Origin of the sequence: Xenorhabdus szentirmaii DSM 16338 (assembly GCF_002632585.1) — a bacterium.
Taxonomy (GTDB): Bacteria; Pseudomonadota; Gammaproteobacteria; order Enterobacterales; family Enterobacteriaceae; genus Xenorhabdus; species Xenorhabdus szentirmaii.
In genome coordinates this window covers 275979-299077 of the sequence record NZ_NIBV01000001.1, presented here as the reverse complement: position 1 = coordinate 299077, position 23099 = coordinate 275979, and the positions used below count along the sequence as shown (strand labels likewise).

At 44.2% G+C, this 23099-nt stretch carries 22 protein-coding genes, 2 tRNA genes and 1 pseudogene; 15 read left to right on the top strand and 10 right to left on the bottom strand.

Features of this window, described 5'->3' with window-relative positions:
• Nucleotides 1-184 precede the first annotated feature (184 nt).
• From dicD to aspA, 4 genes are all read right to left on the bottom strand, one after another.
• The gene (dicD, locus tag Xsze_RS01435) at nt 185-757 is read right to left on the bottom strand and encodes a division control transcriptional repressor DicD (protein ID WP_038235056.1); all 573 of its coding nucleotides are present in this window, start codon (nt 755-757) and stop codon (nt 185-187) included.
• Between the two features lie 195 nt (nt 758-952).
• Entirely contained in the window at nt 953-2764 is a 1812-nt protein-coding gene (locus Xsze_RS01430; RefSeq protein ID WP_051462303.1) for a protein-disulfide reductase DsbD, read from the bottom strand.
• A 198-nt stretch (nt 2765-2962) separates the two neighbouring features.
• A complete protein-coding gene (locus Xsze_RS01425) occupies nt 2963-4264 on the bottom strand; it encodes an anaerobic C4-dicarboxylate transporter (protein ID WP_038235053.1) in 1302 nt (433 codons plus the stop codon).
• A 139-nt stretch (nt 4265-4403) separates the two neighbouring features.
• Nucleotides 4404-5828, bottom strand: a complete 1425-nt coding sequence (gene aspA / locus Xsze_RS01420) for an aspartate ammonia-lyase (protein ID WP_038235051.1) — start codon at nt 5826-5828, stop codon at nt 4404-4406.
• 309 nt (nt 5829-6137) lie between these two features.
• Between aspA and Xsze_RS01415 the strand changes: the two genes are divergently transcribed.
• The 4 genes from Xsze_RS01415 to Xsze_RS01400 all read left to right on the top strand — a co-directional run bounded on the left by Xsze_RS01415 (nt 6138) and on the right by Xsze_RS01400 (nt 9327).
• Entirely contained in the window at nt 6138-6653 is a 516-nt protein-coding gene (locus Xsze_RS01415; RefSeq protein WP_038235049.1) for an FxsA family protein, read from the top strand.
• A 178-nt stretch (nt 6654-6831) separates the two neighbouring features.
• The gene (locus Xsze_RS01410; protein WP_010846340.1) at nt 6832-7125 is read left to right on the top strand and encodes a co-chaperone GroES; all 294 of its coding nucleotides are present in this window, start codon (nt 6832-6834) and stop codon (nt 7123-7125) included.
• Between the two features lie 54 nt (nt 7126-7179).
• The gene (gene groL / locus Xsze_RS01405) at nt 7180-8826 is read left to right on the top strand and encodes a chaperonin GroEL (RefSeq protein WP_038235047.1); all 1647 of its coding nucleotides are present in this window, start codon (nt 7180-7182) and stop codon (nt 8824-8826) included.
• Between the two features lie 159 nt (nt 8827-8985).
• Complete coding sequence (locus tag Xsze_RS01400) at nt 8986-9327, top strand: DUF4156 domain-containing protein (protein WP_038235044.1); 342 nt, start codon at nt 8986-8988, stop codon at nt 9325-9327.
• A 188-nt stretch (nt 9328-9515) separates the two neighbouring features.
• Here the strand turns inward: Xsze_RS01400 and epmB are convergent, their stop codons facing one another.
• Entirely contained in the window at nt 9516-10541 is a 1026-nt protein-coding gene (epmB, locus tag Xsze_RS01395) for an EF-P beta-lysylation protein EpmB (protein ID WP_038235042.1), read from the bottom strand.
• 41 nt (nt 10542-10582) lie between these two features.
• On the opposite strand from epmB, the gene efp reads away from it, so the two are divergent.
• Nucleotides 10583-11149, top strand: coding sequence for an elongation factor P (efp, locus tag Xsze_RS01390; RefSeq protein WP_038235039.1), 567 nt, complete (start codon nt 10583-10585; stop codon nt 11147-11149).
• Nucleotides 11150-11353: 204 nt separating this feature from the next.
• The gene (gene sugE / locus Xsze_RS01385; RefSeq protein WP_038235037.1) at nt 11354-11668 is read left to right on the top strand and encodes a quaternary ammonium compound efflux SMR transporter SugE; all 315 of its coding nucleotides are present in this window, start codon (nt 11354-11356) and stop codon (nt 11666-11668) included.
• Nucleotides 11669-11705: 37 nt separating this feature from the next.
• On the opposite strand, the gene Xsze_RS01380 is transcribed toward sugE, so the two are convergent.
• Nucleotides 11706-11918 (bottom strand): helix-turn-helix domain-containing protein, encoded by a 213-nt coding sequence (locus tag Xsze_RS01380; protein WP_038235035.1) that lies wholly within the window; start codon nt 11916-11918, stop codon nt 11706-11708.
• A gap of 218 nt (nt 11919-12136) precedes the next feature.
• On the opposite strand from Xsze_RS01380, the gene Xsze_RS01375 reads away from it, so the two are divergent.
• Nucleotides 12137-12307 (top strand): helix-turn-helix domain-containing protein, encoded by a 171-nt coding sequence (locus Xsze_RS01375; protein WP_038235033.1) that lies wholly within the window; start codon nt 12137-12139, stop codon nt 12305-12307.
• Between the two features lie 268 nt (nt 12308-12575).
• Complete coding sequence (locus Xsze_RS01370; RefSeq protein WP_038235030.1) at nt 12576-13361, top strand: sulfite exporter TauE/SafE family protein; 786 nt, start codon at nt 12576-12578, stop codon at nt 13359-13361.
• Between the two features lie 63 nt (nt 13362-13424).
• On the opposite strand, the gene uriH is transcribed toward Xsze_RS01370, so the two are convergent.
• Entirely contained in the window at nt 13425-14375 is a 951-nt protein-coding gene (gene uriH, locus Xsze_RS01365) for a uridine-preferring nucleoside hydrolase UriH (protein WP_038235028.1), read from the bottom strand.
• Nucleotides 14376-14765: 390 nt separating this feature from the next.
• Between uriH and Xsze_RS01360 the strand changes: the two genes are divergently transcribed.
• The 5 genes and pseudogenes from Xsze_RS01360 (at nt 14766) to phoA (ending at nt 20350) form a co-directional block, all read left to right on the top strand.
• The gene (locus Xsze_RS01360) at nt 14766-16067 is read left to right on the top strand and encodes an NAD(P)/FAD-dependent oxidoreductase (RefSeq protein ID WP_038235180.1); all 1302 of its coding nucleotides are present in this window, start codon (nt 14766-14768) and stop codon (nt 16065-16067) included.
• A 67-nt stretch (nt 16068-16134) separates the two neighbouring features.
• Nucleotides 16135-16503, top strand: coding sequence for a cupin domain-containing protein (locus Xsze_RS01355; RefSeq protein ID WP_038235025.1), 369 nt, complete (start codon nt 16135-16137; stop codon nt 16501-16503).
• A 27-nt stretch (nt 16504-16530) separates the two neighbouring features.
• Nucleotides 16531-18024 (top strand): aldehyde dehydrogenase family protein, encoded by a 1494-nt coding sequence (locus tag Xsze_RS01350; protein WP_038235022.1) that lies wholly within the window; start codon nt 16531-16533, stop codon nt 18022-18024.
• A 139-nt stretch (nt 18025-18163) separates the two neighbouring features.
• Nucleotides 18164-18245, top strand: a pseudogene (locus Xsze_RS01345) (helix-turn-helix domain-containing protein); the annotation flags it as partial.
• Nucleotides 18246-18895: 650 nt separating this feature from the next.
• Nucleotides 18896-20350 carry an alkaline phosphatase gene (gene phoA, locus Xsze_RS01340; protein ID WP_038235018.1) on the top strand — a complete coding sequence of 485 codons (1455 nt, stop codon included), beginning with the start codon at nt 18896-18898 and terminating at the stop codon, nt 20348-20350.
• 311 nt (nt 20351-20661) lie between these two features.
• On the opposite strand, the gene Xsze_RS01335 is transcribed toward phoA, so the two are convergent.
• From Xsze_RS01335 to rsmC, 3 genes are all read right to left on the bottom strand, one after another.
• A tRNA-Leu gene (locus Xsze_RS01335) sits at nt 20662-20748 on the bottom strand.
• A 46-nt stretch (nt 20749-20794) separates the two neighbouring features.
• Nucleotides 20795-20881 (bottom strand) — tRNA-Leu (locus Xsze_RS01330).
• A 182-nt stretch (nt 20882-21063) separates the two neighbouring features.
• Entirely contained in the window at nt 21064-22077 is a 1014-nt protein-coding gene (gene rsmC, locus Xsze_RS01325) for a 16S rRNA (guanine(1207)-N(2))-methyltransferase RsmC (RefSeq protein WP_038235016.1), read from the bottom strand.
• Between the two features lie 141 nt (nt 22078-22218).
• Between rsmC and Xsze_RS01320 the strand changes: the two genes are divergently transcribed.
• Nucleotides 22219-22629 carry a DNA polymerase III subunit psi gene (locus Xsze_RS01320; RefSeq protein ID WP_038235013.1) on the top strand — a complete coding sequence of 137 codons (411 nt, stop codon included), beginning with the start codon at nt 22219-22221 and terminating at the stop codon, nt 22627-22629.
• Complete coding sequence (gene rimI, locus Xsze_RS01315; RefSeq protein ID WP_038235010.1) at nt 22598-23053, top strand: ribosomal protein S18-alanine N-acetyltransferase; 456 nt, start codon at nt 22598-22600, stop codon at nt 23051-23053. Before Xsze_RS01320 ends, rimI begins: the two co-directional genes overlap by 32 nt.
• Nucleotides 23054-23099: the final 46 nt, after the last annotated feature.

Sequence of the window (23099 nt, the reverse complement as noted above, 5' to 3'; positions counted from 1 at the left end):
AACCACCGACACGGGGATTTTCAATCCCCTGCTCTACCGACTGAGCTATCCGGGCTAACGGGGCGCATTAAACCGTATTAGGCGCAATCCGTCAAACACTTTCTGCGAAAAAATGATGAAAATAGATTGTTTGCTGAATTTTCATACCATCATGGTGTAATTATTCAGCTTTGACTGCTTTTTGCTAACTTAATGCGCCATTTTTTCGGCATGTTGCAATAGTTAGAATGTCTTGTACCAACAGTTTTGCAGTGAGTACGTCATCAAGCTCTCTTTTCACCAGCAGTTTACTGAGGCAGCCTTCAAGGATGAGTTCCATTTGTTTAGCAACTTGTTCGTTATCGTCAATATCGAGTTGTCGCAACAGATCCACGGTGTAATGGAAAGAGTTCTGCTTTTGCAACTCGGCGAGTTGATGGATGGGATGTTCAGCATCAGGGAAAGCACTGCAAGCAGCAATGAATAGGCAGCCGGGATAGCGCCCATGTTGTACTTTTTCTTTCAATATATTGAAACGTGCCAGTAATTTTTGTTCAGGCGTTAAAAACTCGTCCAGCATTGTTTGGCGTTGCCAGATTTCAATTTGTTGGCCGTGATGGCGCAGGCAATCATAGAGCAAGGCTTCGCGATCAGGCCAAAAGTGTTTGATGTGGTCAATATTAAGTTCAAGGGGAGCTAAAAGCGTCTCCAAAGATGCAGATAAACCATATTTCTCCAGTGAATCCAAGACATGGCTAAGAACATTTTCACGTTGCACAGTGGCTCTCCTTCAGGATTATTGTTGTTGTGAGGTTTGTATACCCTTCGTCTTTTAAGTTGTCTCTTTGTTGGCTGCGCTCATTCACCCCGGCCCCCGTTTTTATAAATAGGCGGTTATCTATGCTCCCAAGGATGACTGAGAGGCTCCTGCCTCTTGACCTTTGGCTGGGCAAATTCGTTCCCGACGAATTTGTCATTCCCTGCCGCCGGGATGCAACTTGAAATCCATTGGGTGTAGTTGCTGTATGTGTTGGCTAAAAGTCGCTGCCTTCATGAATCCATTGACTCGAGAATGAGGCAATTCTTTTCCTTGAGTGTCAAAAAACAAGATAGTGGGAAGCCCCAATACCTTCAGCTCTTGTAATAATTCTTTTTGTTTTGGGCCATTATTTGTGACGTCGGCCTGTAATAAGAGAAACTGGCTCAATTGTTGCTGGACTTGTGGATCACTGAATGTGTATTTTTCAAATTCTTTACAGGCTACACACCAGTCAGCGTACAGATCCAACATTATGGGCTGATGGTGGTTTTCAGCCAATATCTGACTTAATTCCTGCCAATCACGGATTTGCCGGAATTCCAATGATACTTTTTGCTGTTCTGTTGCAGAAACCCCCCATGCCCAATCCTGCAAGGGCCGGGAAGCAATAAGGGCCAATGCCAGTAAGATTATCTGTAAGGTACGTATCCAGCCATTTTTGCTGTTTAAGGTTAATGCAAAGGCCCAAATGAGGAAGGCAATCGCCAGCATACTCCATAATCTTATGCCCCATATGTCACCAAGTACCCGTTCCAGCAGGAAGATCGGCAGAGCCAATATAACGAATCCAAAAACTTCTTTGACATATTGCATCCATGGGCCACTGCGGGGCAAAAGTTTGTGGCCGAATAATGTGACGGCAATAAGGGGAATTCCCATTCCAAGTGCATAAAGGTAGAGAGTCAGGCCGCCAATCCATGTATCACCGCTTTGGGCAATATAGAGCAGAATCGCGCTGAGGGGGGCTGTGGTACAGGGAGAGGCAATCAATCCGGCCAACGCGCCCATAATGAATACGCCAATGTAAGAACCACTTTTTTGTTGGTTGCTCCAATCCACCAGACGCGTCTGAACAGAAGACGGAAGTTGCAATGTGAATAACCCGAACATTGACAAGGAAAGTAAAATAAACAGGGCTGACAAGCCGACGAGGATATAGGGATTTTGCAATGCCGCCTGAAATTGTAACCCAGCCGCTGCCACGACCAATCCGAGCAAAGTATAAGTCAGTGCCATACCCTGAACATAACTCAGTGCGAGCCAAAAGATTCGCTTTAAGCTTTCAGGACGTTTCTGGCCCAAAATAATGCTGGAGATCAGCGGATACATGGGCAATATGCAAGGGGTAAAGGCAATGCCAATACCAATCAACAGCGCCCAAAGGGGAGAAAATGGAGCGTCATGAGAACGGGTCTGGCTCTCTTTTTGCTGCAATTTTTGCTGCAATGGTTGTTGCAGTGTCTGCTGCAAGGGCGCGGTAGCGGATACTTCTGTTTGTGGTGTCGTTACAGGGGATTCAGCAGCAACAGCATGTAATGGAACACTTAATGTTTCAGGCGGGTAACAGTAACCGGCTTCCGCACATCCCTGATAAATAACGTCAAGAGTCGCATCGTTGGTAGCAGACAGAATCGGGACATCAATATGTGCAGATTGAAAATAGACTTCGCTCTTGCCAAAAAACTCATCCTCATGCTCGACCCCTTCGGCATACGATATTTGACCGAGCGAGGCTTGAGCAGAGGTGATTTTGAACTGTTTTCGATAGAGGTAATAACCGGGTTTGATATCCCAAGTCAGTGTGAGTTTATTGCCTTGTTGCTGAAAATCAAACATGAATGCTTGATCAGCAGGAAGGTAGAGACTTTGTTTTTGTTGTTCAAACAGCGCGTTGGCCTGAATAGGAATAGGGGAAAGCGCAATACCGCTGAACAGTAGAAACAACATGAGGATTCGTTTCATCATAAGTTCTTTAACCTGCCTGTACTGTAGGTTTGATTTGTCGGGTTTATCGGAACATGCACTATAACCGATGATATCTATAGCAGAAAGTCAATTGATTAATATTAATACAGTGATGTTTTTTGAGAGGAAAAGATTTTTAAGCGGGAATGGACTTCAGGGGCCAGCAGACCTGTGCCCCTGAAATGAGTTAACAGTAAATTATAGAACCATACCACCAAACAGGAAGCCGAACGTGACGGCCAGAATAACGGCAATCGTACCCGGGATAAAAAATGGATGGTTGAATACAAAACGCCCGATTCGCGTGGTTCCGGTATCATCCATCTGCACGGCTGCAACCAGTGTTGGGTAGGTCGGCAGAATGAACAGGCCAGAAACGGCGGAGAAAGACGCAATCGCGGTTAACGGCGTGACATGCAGCGCCAGTGCCATTGGCATTAAGGCCTTCGCTGTTGCCGCTTGAGAATAGAGCAAGGCTGAACAGAAGAAAAAGATGACTGCCAGTAACCACGGTTGAGCATGGATCAGATTACCCGCTGTTTCTTTGATCCAGTCAATATTGGCTTGTACAAAAGTATCTCCCAGCCATGCAACGCCCAGAATACAGATACATGCACTCATGCCCGCTTTGAAGGTGCTTGAATTCAGGATGGTGTCAGTATCGACGGAACAGATCATCGTCGTGAGTGTGGCGACACTGAGCATGATAATCAGAATCGCATTGGTCGTATTCATTAAGGGTTTTTCAATCAAACCGACACTTGGGCTATTGATGACCGCATAGATGACAACACTGATGACGCCCAGCAAAAACAGCAGGACAGAAAGTTTTGCCTTGGGCTTGATTTGAATTTGACTGGCGCCGCGCATTTCAACCAAACCATCAGCAAGGCGTTTTTGGTAGGTTGGATCATTTGAGAGTTTGGAATCAAAGAGCCATGAAATGATAAATGACATCAGAATGATGGCACACAATGTTGACGGCAGTAACACCATGAGCAGATGAATGTAACTGATACCTTGCCCTTCCATGATGGATGCCATGTAAACAACCGCGGCAGAAATGGGGGAGGCGGTGATCCCTATTTGGGCAGAGACAACGGCGGTAGAGAGTGGCCGGCAGGGTTTGATGCCTTGTTCTTTGGCGACTTCGGCAATGACGGGTAATGTTGCCAGTGAGATATTCCCTGTACCTGCAAATAACGTGAGAAAATAAGTGACGATAGGCGCAAGGATTGTGATGTATTTAGGGTTTCTGCGCAGTAATTTTTCAGTTTGCTGGACGAGATAATCCAGTCCTCCTGCCACTTGCATTGCTGAGATTGCTGCGATAACTGCCATAATGATTGAGATAACATCAAATGGAATACTACCCGGTTTGACGCCAATGGCAGCAAGGATTAAAACGCCAAGCCCACCTGCAAAGCCAATCCCGATCCCTCCTAATCTTGCCCCCAGAAAAATGGCCAGCAAAACAATAGCCAATTCTACGGCTAACATGTTGCGCACTCCTTAGTTTATTTAATTTTATGAAAATCTATCGTTAATGATTTGTGTTTGCTGCAAATTAAAAAGGCACGCTTCCGGTTGGATTGCGTGCCTTAATAATTAAGACGACTTCGTTATTATAATCATTTAATTAGTCATCAAAACGTTTTGCTTTATAAGTTGGATGTTTTAAGTTCTCAACGGAGAAAATATCATCTAACTCGGTTTCACTCAGCAAGCCGCGCTCCAGTATAACTTCACGCACGCTTTTGCCGGTTTCAGCACAGATCTTACCGACGATATCACCATTGTGGTGGCCGATGAATGGATTCAGATAAGTGACGATGCCGATGGAGTTGAATACAAAGCTTTCACAAACTTCTTTGTTGGCAGTAATGCCGTTAACGCATTTTTCAACCAGATTGCGGCATGCATTGCTCAGGATAGACATTGATTCAAACATCGCCTGTCCAATAGCAGGTTCCATTACGTTAAGCTGCAACTGACCTGCTTCTGCGGCCATTGTGATGCAGGTATCGTTACCAATGACTTTGAAGCAAACTTGGTTAACCACTTCTGGCACAACTGGGTTGACTTTAGCTGGCATGATAGAAGAGCCTGCCTGCAATTCTGGCAGGTTGATTTCATTCAAGCCTGCACGAGGGCCGGAAGAAAGCAGGCGCAAGTCGTTACAAATTTTGGACATTTTAACGGCCAGACGTTTCAGGGCACCGTGAACCATGACATAAGCGCCACAGTCAGAGGTTGCTTCGATCAAGTCTTCTGCCGGGACGCAAGGTAAGCCGGTAACTTCCGCCAGTTTTTCAACAACCAGTTTTTGGTAGCCTGGTGCGGTGTTCAGGCCAGTACCGATTGCGGTTGCGCCAAGGTTGACTTCCAGCAACAGTTCCGCTGTCCATTTGATGTTTTTGATTTCTTCTTTCATCAACATGGAGAAAGCACGGAATTCTTGGCCCAGGGTCATTGGAACGGCATCTTGCAACTGGGTACGGCCCATTTTCAGGATGTCGTCAAACTCAACGCCTTTTTTGTCGAAGCCTGCTTTCAGCAGTTCAATGGAATCAATTAATTGAATCAGAGAGTTATAGACAGCGATACGGAAGCCGGTAGGGTAGGCATCGTTGGTTGACTGGCTTTTGTTCAGGTGATCATTTGGGTTCAGGTACTCATATTCGCCTTTCTGATGCCCCATCAATTCCAGACCAATATTTGCCAGTACTTCATTGGTGTTCATGTTCAGTGAAGTGCCTGCACCACCCTGAAAAACATCAACAGGGAATTGATCCATGCACTTACCTGTGTTCAGGACTTCATCACATGCTTTAACAATGATGTCCGCAACTTTGCCGGGGACAGTATGGAGTTCTTTGTTTGCCAGGGCTGCAGCTTTTTTAACCATAACCATGCCACGGATGAATTCAGGGACATCGTTAATAGTACGGTCACTGATATAAAAATTTTCAATCGCACGTAGAGTGTGAATACCGTAGTAGGCTTCAGCAGGGACTTCTCGTTTACCTAACAGGTCTTCTTCGATACGAACGTTATTTGACATGAGAACCTTCTTTAAATTGGATACGTTTTTACTGTTCTATTATGTACTTGTTGAGTATTGATGCTGCCGTCAACAACTATCCTGATATTAACCATTTATCATGGAATTGTTGGGGCGCGATCATATGTGGATTTACTAGAAATGCCTTGAACTTGGATCACTTTATAGTGCTATTTTATTAATGAAATTATATATATGTGACTGAGGTCACGATTACAGAGATTAAAAGTCAAGTTTCCGAAGTATTGAAAATTGTTATTATTATCCCCACATAATGTGGTTGTGGACTAAATCATAAAGGAGAACCACGTGCGTTGGCTCCCACTTATCTTTATATGCTTGTTGGTTTACATCGAATCTGTTCTGTTTGTGCGAATTGCCTCGGAAGTCGGTGTCTTGCTGACGTTAATCTTGGTTATTCTGACCTCTTGCCTTGGCATTTCACTTGTGCGCAATCAAGGCATAAAAAACTTTTTGGCAATGCAGCAAAAAATTGTGGCAGGTGAAAGTCCTGCGGAAGAAGCTATCAAAAGTGTTTCTTTGGTTATCGCGGGGTTTTTGCTGATACTGCCCGGCTTTTTCACCGATTTTCTCGGTTTATTGTTATTACTGTCCCCGGTACAAAAACTACTGACAGCAAAATTATTGCCTCACATTAAATTTTATCGCCCGAACATGTTCAATGGCTCAGATGGCGGCAATCGTAGCCAGGGTGGGCAAACGTTCGAGGGCGAATATGAGCGTAAATCGGATAAGTCTCCTCATACCCTGAATGACCATCAGTCCGATGAACAAAAAGGTAATGGCAATGAACACCGCAAATAATAATGATTACTTCGGTTAATATTTCAATAGGTAAAGAAAAAAGCAAAATATTTTTTGCTATTGCCCCCTTGAAGTGCTGATTTTTAGCCCCAATCTGTAGCTTCATGGTACTGGTTCTATTGGATTCTGGTATCAATCCTCTTACCTGATATGGACTTTATTTATAGGAGATCTCTCAATGAAAATTCGTCCATTACATGACCGCGTTATCGTCAAGCGTACAGAAGTTGAATCTAAATCCGCTGGCGGAATTGTTCTGACTGGCTCTGCTGCGGGCAAATCTACCCGTGGGGAAATTCTGGCAGTTGGCAATGGTCGCATCCTTGAAAATGGGGAAGTGAAGGCGCTGGATGTAAAAGTGGGTGATACCGTCATTTTTAATGAAGGTTACGGCGTTAAAACAGAAAAGATCGATAATGAAGAAGTATTGATCATGTCTGAAAGCGACATTCTGGCAATTGTTGAAGCGTAATTGAATCTCTTACGCTAGATCTTCTTAATTGAACGAATTTAAAGGAAAGGCACAATGGCAGCTAAAGACGTAAAATTTGGTAATGATGCTCGCAGCAAAATGCTGCGCGGTGTGAATGTACTGGCCGATGCGGTTAAAGTTACTCTGGGTCCTAAAGGCCGTAACGTAGTTTTGGATAAATCTTTTGGTGCACCAATCATCACTAAAGATGGTGTATCCGTAGCACGTGAAATTGAATTGGAAGACAAATTCGAGAACATGGGCGCTCAGATGGTTAAAGAAGTTGCCTCCAAAGCCAATGATGCTGCGGGTGATGGCACTACTACTGCAACCGTACTGGCTCAAGCTATCGTCACCGAAGGTCTGAAAGCTGTTGCTGCGGGCATGAACCCAATGGATCTGAAACGTGGTATCGATAAAGCCGTTGTTTCTGCTGTTGAAGAACTGAAAAAACTGTCCGTACCTTGCTCTGACTCCACTGCAATTGCGCAGGTTGGTACAATCTCTGCTAACTCCGACGAAACTGTAGGTAAACTGATCGCAGAAGCGATGGACAAAGTCGGTAAAGAAGGTGTTATCACCGTTGAAGAAGGTACTGGTCTGGAAGACGAGCTGGATGTTGTTGAAGGTATGCAGTTCGACCGCGGTTACCTGTCACCTTATTTCATCAACAAACCTGAATCAGGTTCTGTTGAACTGGAAAACCCATATATCCTGCTGGTTGACAAGAAAATCTCCAACATCCGTGAACTGCTGCCAGTTCTGGAAGGTGTGGCAAAAGCAAGCAAGCCTCTGATGATCATCGCTGAAGACGTAGAAGGCGAAGCGCTGGCAACGCTGGTTGTCAACAACATGCGTGGTATCGTGAAAGTGGCTGCGGTTAAAGCACCTGGCTTCGGTGACCGCCGTAAAGCAATGCTGCAAGATATCGCTACTCTGACCAATGGTACTGTTATCTCTGAAGAGATCGGTCTGGAGCTGGAAAAAGCAACGCTGGAAGATCTGGGTCAGGCTAAGCGCGTTGTTATCAACAAAGACACCACAACTATCATTGATGGCGTTGGTGAAGAAAGCGCGATTGCTGCTCGTGTTACTCAAATCCGCCAGCAAATCGAAGAATCTACTTCTGATTACGACCGTGAAAAACTGCAAGAGCGTGTTGCTAAACTGGCAGGCGGTGTTGCTGTAATCAAAGTGGGTGCAGCGACTGAAGTTGAAATGAAAGAAAAACGCGCCCGCGTTGATGATGCACTGCATGCAACCCGTGCGGCAGTAGAAGAAGGCGTTGTTGCTGGTGGTGGTGTTGCGCTGGTTCGCGTAGCTGCTGCTATCACTGAGCTGACTGGTGACAACGAAGATCAGAACGTGGGTATCCGTGTTGCACTGCGTGCAATGGAAGCGCCAATGCGTCAGATCGTTGACAACTCAGGTGAAGAGCCATCCGTTGTTGTTAACAACGTGAAAGCCGGTGAAAACAACTACGGTTATAACGCTGCAACTGAACAGTACGGCGACATGATCGACATGGGTATTCTGGACCCAACCAAAGTAACCCGTTCTGCACTGCAATTCGCAGCATCTATCGCTGGTCTGATGATCACTACCGAAGCCATGGTGACTGACCTGCCTAAAGATGACAAAGCTGACTTAGGTGCAGCTGGTGGCATGGGTGGTATGGGCGGAATGGGCGGCATGATGTAATGCTGTTCATCCTGCCGATGGAATTATCCATCCGATAGGGTAAAAACTTTGAAGGCGAGCAGAAAACACTGCTCGCCTTTTTATTTTTTTATCTTAATTGGATTCAAAAGGGTATATTTATCATCGCGGTAGAAATTCCTGTAACCAATGAGGAAAGATATGCGAATTAAACTTTGGCTTGGTGTGTCAGTATTGTTGCTGGCAGGTTGTACGACAACGCATGAATTAACTTCTGCGGGCGCTAATGTGCGTTTTGTGGATGCTCAGCCCGGCAGCGATTGCCAGCAATTAGGTGAGGTGGTTGGCATTCAAAGTAATTGGTTTAACAGTGCTAGCAATGAAAGTAGTTCTATGCGCAGTGCTGCCAATGACTTGCGTAATAAAGCGGCTGAAATCGGTGGAAATGTTATTTACGGTGCAAATAGCCCGTCAGAGAATCTGTTGGCGAGCTTTGTTCCCTTGGACAGCAAAATGACAGGACAGGTTTATAAGTGCCCTTAGCCACCAGTAAGGTAGCTCCGTAAATGAGCCGGGGTTGCATAGCCAGTTTGGGCAATGCTCAGAAAAAACGTGACGAAACTTTTATGCTGCGTATACGTTTGGCTTCTGTGCGCTGCCCATCCCTGAAAGTTTTCAATGATGGGTAATCAATGGGGAATCGTTTTTATATCCTGCAATACTGAAAGATATTATTGACTGATCCCTAAATCTAAAGGTGTTTTGCTTGGTTCTCCACCAATTTCCCGCGTCAGTTGAGGAACTAAATAACCTGATACTTTTGTCAATAATTCCCGCATGATAGCTTTAGCCTCTTCATCACTGACAAGGAAATGGGCTGCACCCTGAACTTTATCCAGAATATGAATGTAGTAGGGCAAAATACCTGCATCGAATAATGCGTTACTTAAATTAGCCAGTGTATCTGCATTATCATTGATATCACGCAACATGACGCTCTGATTCAGGAGTGTCACACCCGCTTGCTTCAGGCGCTCCATGCTTTTTCTGAATGTACTGTCAATTTCATTTGCATGATTAATGTGAGTCACCATGATGACTTGCAAATGGGACTGGGCTAAACGGTTACACAGTGAAAGCGTGATTCTGTCAGGGATAACCACGGGCAAACGACTGTGGATCCTCAATCGTTTAATGTGTGAAATTGATTCAATGCGGCTGATCAACCAGTCCAGTTCATTATCTTTAGCCATGAGAGGATCTCCTCCAGAGAAGATAATCTCATCTAATTCAGCATGTTGACTGATATAATCGAGCGCGGCACTCCAATTGCCTTTATTGCCTTTATTGTCTTCATAAGGAAAATGGCGACGGAAGCAATACCGACAATTAACCGCACACCCTCCTTTGACCAGCAGCAGCGCGCGGTTGTTATATTTATGCAATAGTCCGGGAACGACGCTGCGTTGTTCATCCAGCGGATCAGTGGAAAATCCCGGGGTGACAGTAAACTCTTCCTGTGCAGTCAGAACTTGTAATAGCAAGGGATCGCGGGGATCACCTTTTTTCATTCGTGCCACAAATGCTCTTGGAACACGCAAAGGAAACAGGCGCTTTGCCTCGTTGCCTTCTTTGAGCTTGGCGTGTGTGTTTAGGGACAACAGTTGCAACAATTCATTGGGATCGGTAATAACATCCGCAAGTTGTTGTAGCCAGACTTCTCTGACAGGGTGAATGTGGGTTATAATGTGTGCCATTTTTTTGGCTATGCCATTTTGTTAAAAATTAGAGGATCTCCATGGCTACTTATAGTACCAATGAATTCCGTTCAGGTCTTAAAATCATGTTAGATGGCGAGCCGTGCGCTATTCTTGACAGTGAATTTGTTAAACCAGGTAAAGGGCAGGCGTTTGCCCGTGTTCGTCTTCGTAAACTGATTTCCGGTAAACTGCTGGAAAAAACTTTTAAATCAACCGATTCCGCTGAAAGTGCAGATGTCATGGATATGAACCTGACTTATCTGTACAACGACGGTGAATTCTGGCATTTCATGAACAACGAAACTTTCGAGCAGCTGGCTGCGGATGAGAAAGCCGTTGGTGACAATGCAAAATGGCTGATTGATCAGGCAGAATGTGTTCTGACTCTGTGGAATGGCCGTCCTATCGCTGTGACCCCACCAAACTTTGTTGAACTGGAAATTGTTGAGACTGACCCAGGTCTGAAAGGTGATACTGCGGGTACTGGCGGCAAACCAGCAACGCTGAGCACTGGTGCGGTAGTTAAAGTACCCCTGTTTGTACAGATCGGTGAAGTCATTAAAGTTGATACCCGTTCTAACGAATACGTTTCTCGTGTAAAATAAACGCGTTTTCTATTCTAGAAAAACTGCAACCTCTTCGTCTAGGGGTTGTAGTTTTGTTGTTGTTATCGACTACGTTATCATTCTTGAAGTTATCAAATCGCATCACTATAATTTAGCCTCATTTCTTATCGTGGTTCGGGACGACCCGGATACACGCCATCTTATTGGGGACGGCCCCACAGACCATCAGATAAAGGGAAAAGCATGTCTTGGTTAGTCCTTCTTATTGCTGGGTTGCTGGAAGTTGTATGGGCGGTAGGCCTCAAATATACCCAAGGTTTTTCACGTTTAGCACCAAGTTTAATGACCCTCGCCGCGATGGCCGCCAGTGTGGGGTTATTGGCCTATGCCATGAAAAGTTTACCGACAGGCACTGCATATGCCATGTGGACAGGAATTGGTGCAGTGGGAACGGCAATTTTCGGCATCATGGTACTGGGAGAATCCGCTAATTTTGTCAGGGTCCTGAGCTTGGGGTTGATTATCTTGGGCATTATTGGCCTGAAATTAGCGAGTTGATCAATGAACCCAGCATTGTGCTGGGTTCTATTTATCACTATTTTCCTTCATATCGAGAAGGCCAGATCTCTTCTGGCGATAATTCCAGTGCTGCCGCAATAATGCGTTCCCCTTTGGGCCAATGACGTTGTAATGCATTGGCAAGGGTGGATGATGCCAGTCCTGCTTTTCGTGAGACTTCTGACAATGTTGTTCCACGTTTTTTCAATTCGGCGATGATATCGGCAGAATGCCAGTCTTGTTTTTCCATTCTCAAGCTCTCCAATTATCTATTATTTTTTCAATTAAAAAGTAATTCGTTAACAAGTAGACTATAAGTCACACATGATAACATAGTTCAGATTGAAACGTGACTTATAGTCCGTGGTCGGATAAGTAACACGAATCGATACTTATCGGATGAAAAAATCTAAAAACATCAGATCCCTTTTTGGACAAAGAATTAGATATCTCAGGAAAGAATCAGGGATGTCACAGGAGGCTTTTGCCGATAAATGTGGATTGGATCGAACTTATGTCAGCGGCATAGAACGCGGCGTCAGAAATCCTACCTTAGAAATCATTTATGTCATTGCTAATGGATTGCAGATTGAATTGAATGAATTGTTCAATTTTGAAACAACACATCCTCCCCATTAAAATCAGATGATTTTATCTATTTTTCTGCCGTCACTTCGCTTCTGGCATGGTATGTCAGTGTATCTTCCTCGCCTTTTAAATTGCAGGATTGCGGGTTATGCGACTTGATTTTTTACAGCGGCACGCCAGTGATCGTTGCGTTGCAATTCGAAATCCATTAGGTATATATTCTATTTTTAAATATGATATTTGTTTTTTTTATAGGCTCATGCTGGATGAAGTACGCTAAGGAATGAGCTTTGATGAAATATCAGCCGGAAAAAAGATAATGTCATTGATTCCTGAGATTGTGACCGGCGCCTTTGTTGGTTTGATTATCAGTACAACTGGTGTGGGTGGAGGCGTGATAGTCTTGCCGATACTGACCTATTTCTTTGGGTTGGATGCATTGTCTGCGGTTGCTACCGCCAATCTTCTTTCGATGCTCATGAAAATATCATCTTCCTATATGCACTTTCGCATAGGAAATATCCCGCTATTTCAGTCTGTCGTGATCTTGCTGATTATGCTGCCCGGTACCGTATTGGCAAGTTATGGGGTCACAATACTGAGTCATTTGAGCCATTACCAAATGCAGCTTGAATGGGGGATCAATTTGTTGGTTGTCTTTGCCATCTTATTTTCGCTGTATCTTTTTTACCATCAAATAAGGCAGACACCGAAGCCTGACAGTCATGGCGGCTTGCAATCAGGGTGGGTTAAGTCACTCTTGTTGCCCGCAACAGGGGCCGGGTTAGTATTGGGTGCAACCGGTGTTGGTGGTGGCGTGGTCGTGTTGCCGCTGTTGCTGCGTTATACACAGATGAATATCAAACAGGCGATTGGCGTTTCTCTGTTTGTCACCATGATATTATCCGGCTCTTCGGCATTTGCTTATGCCTACGGCGATCACACTCATTGGAAATTGGCTGTAATGCTGTTCATGGGTTCTCTGCTGGCGATTCCCTTCGCTAAATATTTAATGAAATGCTTGCCTGACAACGTGTTTCAGTATGCAACATTCTCCCTGATATTATGCAGCGCGGTGTTAATGGGAATACGGCTCATTGAGTAGTTTCCCATGCTAATAAACCCATAAAAGGTGAAAGACCGGTTTCAAAGATCTAAAGAAGATGCATTACCCGTTGGTTTCGCCGATATTTTTCAGGGCATCAATCACTAATTGCCAAAATTTTGTCTGATCCAATTTAACGGCAACCTGAGTATGGCAATCTTCCGGTATAGGGTAACGGAAATCTGCAACGGTCATGCCTGTTGTTAACGCGCCTGCCAGCTCGATATTGACGGGGACTTTTTGCGTCGTCATTACGGTGGGATCAATAACATAAGCGACAGCGCAGGGATCATGTACCGGAGGGTAATTGAACCCCTGATTCTGGCGATATGTTTCTCCATAGAATTCCAGGGCATCTAAAACAAATTTAGCAGGGCGTGTTTTTATCCGGGAAATTGCTTCAATGACATCAGGCGTTGCTTGGGCTTGATGGGTAAGATCTAATCCGACCATCGTCAGCGGCCATTTTTCATTGAAAACAATGTGCGCGGCTTCCGGATCGATAAAGATATTAAATTCCGCAGTGGCACTTCGGTTACCCTTATGATATCCCCCGCCCATCAGGACAACTTCTTTCACCCTTTCAACAATGTGTGGCGCTTTTCGGACTGCCATTGCAATATTCGTTAATCCCGCAGTGGGAACCAAGGTCACACTTTTGGGGGGATTTTCCATAATCACATCAATAATGAGATCAACTGCGTGACGGGCATCTAATCTCATTGATGGATCAGGCAGGGTTGGGCCATCCAGACCTGTTTCACCATGAATATCGGGGGCAGTTTTGATTTCCCGTACAAGTGGCCGGTGACATCCGGCAGCAAAAGGAACATTGTGGATGTTAGCGATGCGGGCAATGCAGAGTGCATTACGGGTAACTTTATCCAGAGTTTGATTGCCGGCAACGGTTGTTACAGCCAAGAGTTCAATATTAGGGTTGCCGTGAGCAAGCAGCATCGCAATGGCGTCGTCATGCCCAGGATCACAATCAAGGATAATTTTCTTGGGTAACATACAGGTTCCTTTTTGTTATTAAATGAAAATATCTGTTTTAAGAATAATTCACTGTCAGAAAAATTCCTCAGCAGGCCATCACAAAATAGCAATACAAAAAATATCAATTATTAATGAGCGACTCATTAATTGTGATTTAATTAACATATAAACAGTAAATGGTTTGAGCATTTCATGTACATATGATTCATATATGATTAAAACAAAAAATAAATGAATAACCGTTATTTTTATTTTTCATTAACTTGTTAATATGACTCTTGGATTTCTTTACTGGCACATTTAGCTAACCAAATATTCAATGGATATGATAAATGCCCTTGTAACACAGTCTGATAAGGCAATTGGCTGTGGTTATCAAGGGGTGAATAGATGCTCACGGGGTATAACATGAATAATCAAATAGATTCATTAACATACTATGCGGCAACTAAGAAATATGATCTGCGCTTTCCTATCTTGAAAGAAGATCTTGATGTTGATGTTGTTATTATTGGTGGCGGTTTTTCCGGCATCAATACAGCACTGGAACTCGCTGAAAAAGGCATCACCAATATTGCGATCTTAGAAGGCCGGACATTGGGATATGGCGGTACAGGCCGCAATGGTGGGCAGGTTATGACAGGGATTGGTCATGATATAGAAAGGATCAGGCGTCATGTCGGTGACAAAGGTCTGGAAACCATATTTAAAATCAGCAACCTGGGTGCAGGGATCATTCGGGAGCGGATCGCCAAATATGATATTCAGGCTGATTTCTGTCGGGGCTATGCCTATCTTGGCTGGAATGCACGTCATGAAAAAACATTGCAGAGTTGGTTGAAAGAGTTTCGCTCGGCTTTACCGGATGAAGAAATTGAACTTTATACGGGTTCTGATGTTAAAAAAGTCATCGGCTCAGAACGCTATACCAGTGCATTAAAGCATATGGGAGGCGGGCATGTTCACTCACTGAATCTGATGTTGGGTGAAGCCAAAGCAGTGTCAGAATATGGCGTCAAGATTTTCGAAAACAGTCAGGTTTTGAATGTGGAATATGGCCCAAGAGTGACAGTGCGCACAGCTATGGGATCTGTCCGTGCCAATAAAATGTTGTGGGCATGTGATTCATTCCTGAACGGGCTTGAACCCACGATTTACAGAAAAACGATCAATACGTATGCCTTCCAGCTAATGACAGAAGAACTGTCAGATGAGCTTATCGAAAGGATCAGCCCGATCCGCGGAGCATACAGCGATATCAGTCCTATCATCGACTACTACCGTGTGACCAAAGAAAACCGCCTGTTATATGGCAGTGCGACACAGTTTATTGAATATATGCCTGCCGATTTAAAAGCATGGAACCGCAATATCATGCTGAAAACGTTCCCTTACCTGAAAGATGTAAAAATAGAACTGGCATGGGGCGGCCCAATGGCTTGCAGCGTTAATTTATTCCCGCAAATTGGTTCTCTGCCTGATCATGATAATGTGTTCTATGTGCAGGGATATTCAGGTTTTGGTGTAACACCGAGCCACATTATCTGCAAAGTTTTGGCTGAGGGCATGAGCGAAGGCTCTGATCGCTACTCGCTGCTGAGTTCGATCCAACATCTGAATATTATTGGGAAAGATGAATTGAGGCATGTCCTTTTATCTGCCGGCAAGATTTGGCATCAGGTTTCGGGTTACTGGATGGGACGTCTTTAATTTTATCTCTGTTTAGCATTTTTTCTTCTCTTTGTTTTTGAACGGTAAATATTGAAAGGTGAAAGTCATGATAAAGCCATTGATGCTAGATAACTCACTTCCTGAATTAATGCCAATCGGCAGTGTCACCAATCTTGGTTCTGTTGTCGTGGAAGGTGATCCACAGGCGAGTGGGGCAATGATCCACGGAGAGCCAACGGATAATCTGACTTGCGGTATTTTTGCCTGCACTAAAGGTAAATTCAAAATGACTTATCCCTTTGATGAAATGGCAACAGTTCATGAAGGCTCAGTGAAATTGACGGATGTTAAAACTGGCGTGGTGGTTGAATATCATAAAGGTGATTCGTGGTTTGCGGCGAAAGGAACTGAAGTCTTGTGGGACATCACGAGTGAGCGCTTCGTCAAACATTATATGGCCTGTATCAATGGGTAACTGTCTGGCTAAACAAGGGAAAAGATGATGAGTGAAATTAATTTGCTGGAGTCCGTTACGGCTTTTTTACAACGTACTCACGGCCACTATATTAATGGAGCCTCTGTTTTTGGTCAGGGAAATAAAACCTTCTCTGTCGTTAACCCGGCTTCCGGTGAAACCATCGCTACGGTCAATCAGGGTGAAGAGGCTGAAGTGAATCAGGCGATGCAGGCTGCATCAGAGGCTTTTCATGGAGTCTGGGCGCAAACTTCCCCTCTGGAACGGGGAAACTGCCTGAATCGATTGGCTGATTTACTGCAAAAAAATAGTGAGGAATTAGCCCAACTGGAAAGCGTATGTTCCGGTAAACCCATTCAATTGTCCCGCATACTGGATGTGGGAGCATCTGCTGATTATCTGCGTTATTTTGCCGGATGGTCGAGCAAAATCAGTGGCGAAACCCTGAATGTTTCATTGCCATCACTCAAGGGGGAGAAATATACCGCTTTCACCCGCCGTGAACCCATTGGTGTCGTGGTCGGAATTATTCCGTGGAATTTCTCCATCATGATTGCTATCTGGAAACTCGGGGCCGCATTGGCCAGTGGTTGTACGATAGTGCTTAAACCCAGTGAATATACCCCCGTAACCCTACTCCGTGTTGCTGAATTGGCAAAAGAAGCGGGTATCCCTGATGGCGTCATCAATATTATCAATGGCTCAGGCAGACATGTTGGCTCATCTTTGATTCATCATCCTCAGTGCGCCAAAGTCACTTTTACCGGCTCCATTCCAACAGGGATAAGTGTTGGCAAGTCGGCGTTGGAGCAGGGGTTGAAACGCACGACATTAGAACTTGGCGGGAAGAATGCAGCTGCTTTTTTGGCGGACATGAGCGTTGAAAAAATTGTCGATGGTATATTAGAAGCAGGATATGTGTATCAAGGACAAATCTGTGCGGCTGCTGAACGTTTCTTCATTCCTTCTGTGCATATGGAAGCGGTTCTGCAATTGCTCTCTGAGCGCTTATCAGCTATGAAGATAGGCTCCCCTCTTGATGAATCCACAGAAGTAGGGCCACTGGCAAATCGGGAACATTACGAAAAAATTCTCTCTTTATTTGATAAAGCGCGCCAAGAGGATTGTGAAATTGTCTATGGAGGCTATGCGCTGGAAAGGGCGGGGTTTTTTGTCGCACCGACGATCGTGAGGGCAAAGAGCACCGAAGACGCGTTAATGAAAGAAGAGACATTTGGGCCGATTGGTACGTTCCTCAGTTACGAAGATGAGGAAGAGTTAATTGCCATGATGAATGCGACACCATTTGGCTTGTCTGCCAGCTTATGGACGAATGACCTGAGCAAAGCAATGCGGATGATCCCGCGTATTGAAGCGGGTATTTTGTGGGTCAATATGCATACTTTCTTAGATCCTGCTGTCCCGTTTGGTGGTATGAAATCTTCAGGAATTGGCCGTGAATTCGGTAGTGCTTTTATTGAGCATTATACGGAACTGAAATCAGTGATGATGCGCTATTGATAGTAACAATTTAGTCAGCAAGCTTCTTATTTCAGGGAGTTTGTCTCAGTTTTTACAATTTAGCAAAATCCGCCATAATCCCTCGCCCAATGCGGGCGGGGATATAAGGCGGAAAGCCCGAGGGGTTTTAAAGAGCAATCAGGCGGTGATCAATCTGGATATCGCTTTTTCCCACTTCTTCAACCCGAAGCTGAAAGCGGGGCTCCCGAGTTTCAATTCAAGAAGTGCAGCCTCATATTCTGATTTAACCGTTAATATATTTTTCTTTTCCGGTACTGATCAGTACGGCATTGATCCCTCATTTATCATTGGGGCGGGATCGTGGAATGTATAGTTATTGCGTGCCAATCTTTCGACTAACCGACTCATCAAGCTTTGATTCACATTCAATAGATTCGCGAATTCCTGCATCCGCAACTCACCTTCGTGGGGAGTTGGAGAGAAGGTGCAATGCCCTATATTCAGACATGCGAATGTTATGTTTGTTATGAAGACGTTTTGCCACAAAATTTTTGGTTGAATCAAAAATATGTTGGAGTTTATGTCATATGGGTAATTGAGGACTCATTAGATAAATACCTTAAAAGAATGCAGGCATATGCTTTATCTCAAATGCTGTAATTATATACAAGTCTAATCATTGGATCTTCTCCCTGTTTTGAAGGTGGTAAAGCCTGAGGGATAATCAATAATATTATCTATTATCAAGTAATTATATTGATTTTATTGAGGTGGTGGCTTGCTTTTTTGTGTGTGTTTTTTGTTATTACCATGTAGTGATAAGTTCAAATAACTATTATTTGGTATATCAATAATCCTTATAGTTTAAGATGATAATTTCTTTTGCTTTATCTGATTACAAGGAAACTCTATGTCGCGTACATATCAAAAAAAATTGCTTGCTGCTGTGGTCACTACATTGATGTTGGGAGCAAATGTCCCTGCGTGGGCAATTGACGATTCAAATAACATCATGGCACAGAAGCGTGAAGCGCAAAGCGATATAACTCAATTTGGCGGAGCCCGTCGTTTGACACAAGATCAGACTGAAGCACTTAAGGCTGTATTGAGCAATACCAAAGCTAGGAATGTGATTTTGTTCATTGGTGATGGCATGGGAGATTCTGAAATTACGATTGCCCGTAATTATGCAGAAGGGGCTGGTGGGTTCTTTAAGGGCATTGATGCGTTGCCGTTTACCGGACAATACACCAATTATTCACTGAATGAAAAAACACATAAACCCAATTACGCGACAGATTCTTCTGCTTCTGCCACAGCCTTTGCGACAGGGGTAAAAACTTATAACGGTGCTGTAGGCGTTGATGTTTTTGGTCAGGCCCAGCAATCTATTCTGGAATTAGCCAAAAAGAATGGCAAAGCAACCGGCAATATCACCACAGCGATAGTACAGGATGCAACACCAGCATCGATGTATGCGCATGTGATACAGCGTAAGTGCTATGGACCTGAAGAGGTTTCGAAAAAATGTCCGGCCAATGCGCTAGAAAATGGCGGCAAAGGTTCCATTACAGAACAATTACTGGCAGTACGTGCTGATGTGACATTAGGGGGCGGTGCAAAATATTTTGATCAAAAATCCGTTTCCGGCGCGAATGCAGGAAAGACACTGAAAGATCAGGCTCTGGAACAAGGTTATCAGTGGGTTACCAATGCGGCGTCATTAACCAACGTTAAAGAAGCCAATCAACAAAAACCGTTATTAGGGTTATTCCATAAAGAAACGATGGATGTTGCCTGGCAAGGGCCGAAAGCGGTTTATCGCGGTAATATTAATGAAGCGCCTGTAAAGTGCGAAATAAATGCGAAGTTAGATCCTAATGCACCGACATTAGATCAAATGACAGAGAAGGCGATTGATTTACTTAAAGAGAATGAAAATGGCTTTTTCTTGCTAGTCGAAAGTGCATCAATTGATAAACAGAATCATAAATCCAACCCTTGTGCGCAAATTGGTGAAACTGTTTTACTAGATAAAGCCCTTCAAGTTGGCCTCAACTTCGCAAAAGAGCGTGGTGATACGTTGGTTATTGTGACCGGTGATCATGCTCATGCCAGTCAGATTATCGAACCTGAAATTGAATCACCAGGTTTAACCCGTTCTCTTATTACTAAAGATGGCGGGATCATGGCAGTCAATTATGCGACATCAGAAGATAAAGATGCCCAGGAGCATGCGGGTACACAACTGCGCGTTGCTGCTTATGGCCCACATGCTACCAATGTTGTTGGTTTGACTGATCAGACAGATCTGTTCTTCACGATACGTGATGCGTTGGGTTTAAAAGAGAGTGGCAACAAATGACAGAAAAATAAGCCTGTAACTGCTTTCTCTTGATATTGAATGAATTGATTGAGGAGGCATTTTCAGGTTTTGATTAAGCCGTCGCCATATATGGTGTTGTTAAACTCATCATTTCATCATCATTTAAGGTGGCGGTTTATTCAATGTGCTGTCAAACGCCGTCTCCGGCAGGTGTTAATAAGGACCCTGTGAAGCAGAATTTGCAGCGTACCGACAGAGTGAGTGAATGTTCAGCAAGAAAAGGGATTATACAAAGGAAGCTAAGGTGTAATGCTGAGGAAATAAAACCAGAGAAAGGGATTATGTAACAGTGGTGCGAAGGGGGGGACTTGAACCCCCACGTCCGTAAGGACACTAACACCTGAAGCTAGCGCGTCTACCAATTCCGCCACCCTCGCAGGTACTGCCATTTATCCGATTTATTTAACCAATAGTTATCTGATTTGGTGCGAAGGGGGGGACTTGAACCCCCACGTCCGTAAGAACACTAACACCTGAAGCTAGCGCGTCTACCAATTCCGCCACCCTCGCAAATTCAGACACTACCACTTAAATGCATAGTATGGAGGCGCATTCTAGAGATTTTATGGCTGGCGTCAATCATTATTTAGTGTGAAACAGTGTGATTGACGTAAAATTAGACACCTTGAAATAACGGAAAAATTGCCTGCTCATTAAACCGGAGCAGGCAAAGGTCGTCATGCAGGGCTAAGCTAGTTTTTCGTTGCTTGATACACCTTAAATTTACCTGTCTGAGCAATGACTTCATGCTTGCCAAAAGTGTGGTCCAGTAAATCAGGGTAAGGCAGAAAAGCATTTGCCACAATCCGCAGTTTACCGCCTGGTTTCAGATAGTTTGGTGCCATGCGGATCATATCATCAGCTGCCGCCAGATTAGTCTTCAGGCCATCATGGAAAGGGGGATTGGAGATAATCCAGTCAAACTTTTCTTCAATGGCAGAATACGCATTACTGGCGATAACCTTACCTTCCAGTTTATTGGCTTTCAGCGTTGCTTTACTGGAGGTAATTGCGGCAGCATTGACATCACTTAATGTCAGCGTTAATTCAGGGTTTTTCTTACCCAGAACCGCAGCCAATACTCCGGAGCCACAGGCGAGATCCAATAAATTGCCGGAAAGAGGGGCATCAAAAGTCGAAAGCAGCAGACGGCTGCCAATATCCAAATCGTCTTGGCTGAATACACCAGGCAGTGTATTGACAGTCACATCACCCACTTGATAGCTGTTCCACCAATTGTTCTGGTCAAACTGAACCTGATTTTTAAGCTGACCATAAAACAAGCTACAGCGGCGTGCCGTATCGATTTTATGGAAAGTCACAATGCCTTCCATTAATTTATCAACACTGCGCACACCACTGCGGTTTTCGCCTACCACAAAGATATCTGTGCCGGCAGGCAGAATGGAAAACAAACTGCGCAGTTGGAAACGTGCTTCCTGTTTGCTTTTTGGCCAATAAAAAATCAGCGTATTGCATCCTGCTATGAATGCGCTGTTTGCTTTGAGCCCAAACTGAGCATTGTCACCGAGTTGACGAATGAGAGATTGCCAGTGGTGATATTGATTGGTATGTACCTTGACATTTGCAGCTTCGATTTCTGTTGCTAGGTTGTCCTGCAAATCACCGGCGAAGAGCAGATTATGGGAGCGAAAGTGGTCTTGATGGCGCAAGATGACTTCGCTGGCCGGGGTTAAAACTGACATCTATGTATAGCTCCTTATAAATCTTTATCCAAGTATCAATACCAGCGGGCAAAACTGAGATGCCATGCTGATTGGCGCAGAGTTAAGCCCTCTGATAATATATTACCTGTTATTTTTTTATGGCAGATGGAATAAAACACGATGACGAAGCGTGACAGATTACTCTCCCGAATGGGAATTACCCAATGGGTTTTGCGTAGCCCGATGGCCTTGCAGGGTGAATTGTCTGTCCTCATCCCTGATTCAACCCGTCTATTGATCATTGCCTATGATCAGATTGACTTAAGTCATTCATTGTTTGCTGATATTTTCACAACCATGGGGATTGACGCCTCATTGGTATATTGCATCACGACAAAAGATGTTGAGCTACTTTCGGAATCAATCCATTGCCCATGCTGGTTGCTGGGAGTTGATATTACCTTATCAATACAAGGGATTTCTTTGAGAAGCCCGGCATTAAATGACTTATCTCTTGATGGGAATGCAAAACGCGCTCTTTGGCAACAAATTTACCATTATGAAGAATATTTCTCTATTAACTCACGTTGATCTTCCCGCAGCATTTCAAATAGAACAGGCCAGCCATGCGTTTCCCTGGAGTGAAAAAACCTTTTACACCAATCAGGGAGAACGCTACCTCAACTATAAAATGACGTTGAACGGCCGGATCATTGGTTTTGCAATAATGCAGTATGTCATGGATGAAGCCACCTTGTTTAATATAGCCATTCATCCTGAACATCAATCAAAAGGATATGGCAAAGAATTACTAACTCATCTCATCGATGTATTGCCTGAAAAACAGATAAACACGTTGTGGCTTGAAGTACGACGCTCAAACCAGCCTGCTATCCGGCTATATGAATCGCTTGGATTTAATGAAGTTTCCATTCGCAAAAATTATTACCCGACAGCAACGGGAAAAGAAGATGCGATTATTATGGCATTGCCGTTGTTTGGGGAAAATTGGTAGAAAACAATTGTGTTTTTTTGTGCTTTATTAGTTCAGAATCTCATTT

Bases quoted from the DNA above. Each gene is read 5' to 3' on its own strand.
- Xsze_RS01430 (WP_051462303.1), bottom strand. From the start codon at position 2,764: ATGATGAAACGAATCCTCATGTTGTTTCTACTGTTCAGCGGTATTGCG.
- Xsze_RS01355 (WP_038235025.1), top strand. From the start codon at position 16,135: ATGATAAAGCCATTGATGCTAGATAACTCACTTCCTGAATTAATGCCA.
- Xsze_RS01380 (WP_038235035.1), bottom strand. From the start codon at position 11,918: ATGGAAAAACAAGACTGGCATTCTGCCGATATCATCGCCGAATTGAAA.
- uriH (WP_038235028.1), bottom strand. From the start codon at position 14,375: ATGTTACCCAAGAAAATTATCCTTGATTGTGATCCTGGGCATGACGAC.
- Xsze_RS01370 (WP_038235030.1), top strand. From the start codon at position 12,576: ATGTCATTGATTCCTGAGATTGTGACCGGCGCCTTTGTTGGTTTGATT.
- sugE (WP_038235037.1), top strand. From the start codon at position 11,354: ATGTCTTGGTTAGTCCTTCTTATTGCTGGGTTGCTGGAAGTTGTATGG.
- Xsze_RS01400 (WP_038235044.1), top strand. From the start codon at position 8,986: ATGCGAATTAAACTTTGGCTTGGTGTGTCAGTATTGTTGCTGGCAGGT.
- Xsze_RS01425 (WP_038235053.1), bottom strand. From the start codon at position 4,264: ATGTTAGCCGTAGAATTGGCTATTGTTTTGCTGGCCATTTTTCTGGGG.
- groL (WP_038235047.1), top strand. From the start codon at position 7,180: ATGGCAGCTAAAGACGTAAAATTTGGTAATGATGCTCGCAGCAAAATG.
- aspA (WP_038235051.1), bottom strand. From the start codon at position 5,828: ATGTCAAATAACGTTCGTATCGAAGAAGACCTGTTAGGTAAACGAGAA.
- epmB (WP_038235042.1), bottom strand. From the start codon at position 10,541: ATGGCACACATTATAACCCACATTCACCCTGTCAGAGAAGTCTGGCTA.
- phoA (WP_038235018.1), top strand. From the start codon at position 18,896: ATGTCGCGTACATATCAAAAAAAATTGCTTGCTGCTGTGGTCACTACA.
- efp (WP_038235039.1), top strand. From the start codon at position 10,583: ATGGCTACTTATAGTACCAATGAATTCCGTTCAGGTCTTAAAATCATG.
- Xsze_RS01360 (WP_038235180.1), top strand. From the start codon at position 14,766: ATGAATAATCAAATAGATTCATTAACATACTATGCGGCAACTAAGAAA.
- Xsze_RS01375 (WP_038235033.1), top strand. From the start codon at position 12,137: ATGTCACAGGAGGCTTTTGCCGATAAATGTGGATTGGATCGAACTTAT.
- Xsze_RS01410 (WP_010846340.1), top strand. From the start codon at position 6,832: ATGAAAATTCGTCCATTACATGACCGCGTTATCGTCAAGCGTACAGAA.
- rsmC (WP_038235016.1), bottom strand. From the start codon at position 22,077: ATGTCAGTTTTAACCCCGGCCAGCGAAGTCATCTTGCGCCATCAAGAC.
- rimI (WP_038235010.1), top strand. From the start codon at position 22,598: ATGAAGAATATTTCTCTATTAACTCACGTTGATCTTCCCGCAGCATTT.
- Xsze_RS01320 (WP_038235013.1), top strand. From the start codon at position 22,219: ATGACGAAGCGTGACAGATTACTCTCCCGAATGGGAATTACCCAATGG.
- Xsze_RS01350 (WP_038235022.1), top strand. From the start codon at position 16,531: ATGAGTGAAATTAATTTGCTGGAGTCCGTTACGGCTTTTTTACAACGT.